This window comes from Tritonibacter sp. SIMBA_163, assembly GCF_046535935.1.
In the GTDB taxonomy this organism is placed as follows: Bacteria; Pseudomonadota; Alphaproteobacteria; order Rhodobacterales; family Rhodobacteraceae; genus Epibacterium; species Epibacterium scottomollicae.
On the sequence record NZ_JAWJBP010000051.1, the window covers coordinates 1 to 3,643 of the forward strand.

Genomic DNA, 3,643 nt, shown 5'->3' on the forward strand with positions numbered 1-3,643 from the left:
CATCACAGAGCCCGTAGGATAAGTCCGTCTGGGGAAAGGGGAAGCCAGCTCAAAACCTGATTTGCGCAACAGAGCCGGCAAGGCCCGTACTTGATCCGGCAACGATTACGGCAAAGGCCAGGATCAGTGGTGACGGGGTAAGCGCGATACCGGCCATGCCGACGGCCGCATCACCAGCCATGCCGACGGCGACCGCCCGCGCCCCGAACCGTTCGGTCAGCAACGATGACGCAATGATGGCGATGCAGTAGCCGGCGAAGGAGCCGCCCGAGATGATCCCGCTGAGCGAGGGACCCAGGCCAAGGTCGCTGTCGATCTGCGGCAGGAACAGTCCGAAGGCGAAGCGCGCGAAACCATAGCAGACAGCGATCAGGGCGAAGCCCACGGTTCCGATGCGAAGGGTCGGGCTGATCTGCATGTCAGCCGGCAATCTCTATCGCGAGCTTGCCCAGATAAGACTTCTCCAGGAACGCCTCCTGGGCGGCGCGCAACTCGTGCAGCTGGTGGTGCCCGGCGACGACCGGACGTATCTCACCCGCCTCGATGTAGCGCACCAGGTCGGCGAAGACCCTCGGCTCCTGTCGGGTGCTTCCGACAAGTATCAGATCCTTCAGGTAAAGCGTTCGCAGGTCAAGCTCGACGATCGGCCCGGCAATGGCGCCCGAGGTTACATAGCGGCCTCGCGGTACCAGCGCATCCAGCAACGCAGGCCAGCGCGGCCCGCCAACGAGGTCGAGCACAACATCGTAAGCGTCCTGGGGGACGGGTTCGTTCCGATCAATCATAATATCGGCACCAAGCGCCTTCAGCGCCTTCATCTTCGCGGCACTGGTGCGGGCGGTGACATGTGCGCCGCGCCTTTTGGCAAGCTGCACGGCGGCCGATCCGACACCCCCCGAAGCCCCCGTGATCAGCACCCGTTCCGCACCCAGTTCCGCGCGCTGAATCATGCCCTCGGCGGTCGAGAACGCGCAGGGAAAGGACGCCAGTTCGATATCGGAAAGCGCGCTGTCGATCTTCAAGGCGTGCTCGGACGCGACGGTCGTGAATTCGGCAAAGGCACCGTCGCGTTCGGACCCGAAGGTCACGAGCGCATCGGGTTCTGCGCCCTTTGGGCGATGCATCGGTCGCACAAGAACCCGCTCGCCGACACGCGCGGCGTCCACCCTCTCGCCAACCGCAACGATCCTGCCGCAGCAATCGGCGCCCTGAACGCGCGGAAAGCTCAGCGCGCCGGACCACGCCCCGTCGGCGTCTGATGCCCCGCCATATCCGTCCGTGGCCGCCGCGTTAGTGTCGCCCCGCACGGATTTGGAATACCAGCCCGTCCGCGTGTTCACGTCGGTATTGTTTACCGAGGAAGCACCGACGCGGATCAGGACCTCGCCCGCGTCCGGCTTGGGCACCGGCACATCCTCGCGCCATTCCAGTTTATCAAGACCGCCATGTCCGGTGAGGACGACGGCTTTCATCGTTGTGGGTATCGTTGCGGGTCGTGTCATTACAGCTTCCTTCCGGGGTAGAACGATCTCTCTACTCGCATACGTAGAGGGATCACTCTACATCGTCAAGCTGACAGACACGATGAGCAAGATAGCCGCCGGCCTCGAACGTGCCTTCGCCAAGGGCGGATTTGCGGAGCCCTCCGTCGAGGCCCTACGCGATGCCGCTGGCGTGAGCCTGCGCACGCTTTACAAATACGCCCCCTCTCGAGCCGACATGGTTCTGGTGGCATTGGAGAACCGGCATCAACGCTACCTATCGTATGTCTTCGTTGGCCTGCCGAAAAACACCGAAGACGCGACAAACGCCATTCTCGTGAGAGTCGGAACCTGGATGACGGAGGAGGCGTCGCATGGCTGCCTGTTTCACGCCGCTGTGGCGGCCGACCCGAACAGCGATCCACTTCGCAGGTTTCTCGAACGCCACAAGGCAGAAGTCGCGTCAAAGGCAGCCACGGCAACCGGCCTCGTGGCAGCCGAGACCGAACTGCTCATGATCATCGAAGGCCTGACTCAAGTATGGCCGCTAAAAGGCGATGCAGCTGTCGATGCAGCCAAGCGCTTGAGTCACGCGCTTCGGGTTTCGCTTCGATAGCTATCGCAGCATGGGGTGGTGCCGTCTGTGCCTCGACACAAGAGAAACCACCTTCGGCGCTCCGGATCCAGCCATCTAAAGTCAATGACTGTTTCTCCGCGGTGCGGTCATCCATCCATGGTCAAATTCTGCGTCCTGCGCGAATGTCCGTAATGCGGGCTGCTTGCGCGGCATTCGAACATCCTCGCGAGCGGCGGCTATGGGCCGTCACCGCTTCAAGTTGGCACGCTGACCACGACTTTGCAAACTACGCTTTCTGCGCTTCGCTGCCCCTGGTGCTGACCGCAGCATCAGCCAGGGCCGCCACCGCTTGCTGAACGGCGGCTTTCGGGCAATCTTTCGCGACTGCAGCAGTGCCCCCGCTGCCCCTTGCATGAATGTCGCGTTTGGGCTGGCCTGATGTCATCTGGCATCGGGCACGAGGTGCGGTATCCCTGCAACTCGGCGCCGCGCCGCCGCAAGTCGGCAGTCGAGACCTTTGCGGTCATTGCTCGACATTTACATTGCAGGTAAAAGCTCCGGCATTGAGATCAGTTGAAGGCTAAACGTATGAAAGCCCTATCCATTGTTGCCCCCAGTGGAGCCAGAATTGCGCGTGGCGAAAAAACACTAGAGGTTCGGCGATGGTTTCCAGATCTTCAGCCTGACGAAGATCTCCTGATCGTTGAAAATTCTCGTTTTCTGCACATGGACGGCGAAGTGGATCAAGATGGGAAAGCGGTTGCCATCGTGAGGGTTGCTTCTGTGAGGCCCTTCTGCAGCACAGACATCGCAGCGGCTTGCGCCAGCTACTACGAAGACGGCTGGCTGGCATGGGAACTCACGAACATACGCCCGGTATCATACTTGCTACCCGTGCTCGCGGCGAGGGGAATCTATGAAGTGCCCATCGATCTGCAAATGCTGTGAACGCCCACTTCGCCCCGCTGCGTAGAACTTCAGACGGCTAAGCACTGCTGTCACGCGGCGAAAGGTGGCTTCGTCCCGCGAACTGTGAATCCGCGACCCTCTTGTTTTTGGCAGTCACAGCGAATGGCAGGTTCGACGGGCCGCATCGCAACATTGCTAGGTATCGGCCAACGGCAGGAATGGGCCGGGAGCGCCCCGCGGACTTGGTTTGCTTGGAATGGGCTCCCGCGGCGGCGCATGACCGCTCTGAGCCCTTCGATGACCTCCGATCTTTGGATAAATTCCCCCCATGGTAAGCGAATTTGAGACACTGAATGAAGGTGAGTGTTTGCTCTGTGGCACAGCGGGATCGCAAACTGGCGAGCATAAAATCAAAGCGTCATTGCTGAAAGACGAGTTTGGCAGTCGGAAAATGGTAATGGCTGGTAAGGATGCGCCCAAAGTGCTTCAAAGTCCGCGATCTAAACATGCCCACTTTACCGCAAAAATTTGCAGGGAATGCAATTCCTCTCGAACGGCGTTGTTGCAGAACACACGCCTGAGGCGTGACTGCCCCTTACCCACTGAGGTCATGCCACGCGGACGATCTCGGCGGTGCCGAGGGCGTTGAAGCGGTTCATAACGGCGATGCGGAGCT

At 60.6% G+C, this 3,643-nt stretch carries 4 protein-coding genes; 2 read left to right on the plus strand and 2 right to left on the minus strand.

The genetic code is table 11. The features are described from left to right. Positions 1–49 precede the first annotated feature (49 nt). Together R0J92_RS21240 and R0J92_RS21245 are read right to left on the minus strand one after the other, a co-directional pair. Positions 50–418 (minus strand): MFS transporter, encoded by a 369-nt coding sequence (locus tag R0J92_RS21240; protein WP_411053102.1) that lies wholly within the window; start codon positions 416–418, stop codon positions 50–52. Between the two features lies 1 nt (position 419). Then, on the minus strand, positions 420–1,502 hold the full coding sequence (locus R0J92_RS21245) for an alcohol dehydrogenase family protein (RefSeq protein ID WP_411053103.1): 1,083 nt from the start codon (positions 1,500–1,502) through the stop codon (positions 420–422). Between the two features lie 82 nt (positions 1,503–1,584). Between R0J92_RS21245 and R0J92_RS21250 the strand changes: the two genes are divergently transcribed. Then, positions 1,585–2,097, plus strand: coding sequence for a TetR/AcrR family transcriptional regulator (locus tag R0J92_RS21250; protein ID WP_411053104.1), 513 nt, complete (start codon positions 1,585–1,587; stop codon positions 2,095–2,097). A 549-nt stretch (positions 2,098–2,646) separates the two neighbouring features. Next, entirely contained in the window at positions 2,647–3,006 is a 360-nt protein-coding gene (locus tag R0J92_RS21255; RefSeq protein ID WP_317387127.1) for an ASCH domain-containing protein, read from the plus strand. The last annotated feature ends 637 nt before the right edge of the window (positions 3,007–3,643 follow it).

What these genes read in the sequence shown, in the direction of transcription:
- R0J92_RS21240 (WP_411053102.1), bottom strand. Translation starts at nt 418, where the DNA reads ATGCAGATCAGCCCGACCCTTCGCATCGGAACCGTGGGCTTCGCCCTG.
- R0J92_RS21245 (WP_411053103.1), bottom strand. Translation starts at nt 1,502, where the DNA reads ATGACACGACCCGCAACGATACCCACAACGATGAAAGCCGTCGTCCTC.
- R0J92_RS21250 (WP_411053104.1), top strand. Translation starts at nt 1,585, where the DNA reads ATGAGCAAGATAGCCGCCGGCCTCGAACGTGCCTTCGCCAAGGGCGGA.
- R0J92_RS21255 (WP_317387127.1), top strand. Translation starts at nt 2,647, where the DNA reads ATGAAAGCCCTATCCATTGTTGCCCCCAGTGGAGCCAGAATTGCGCGT.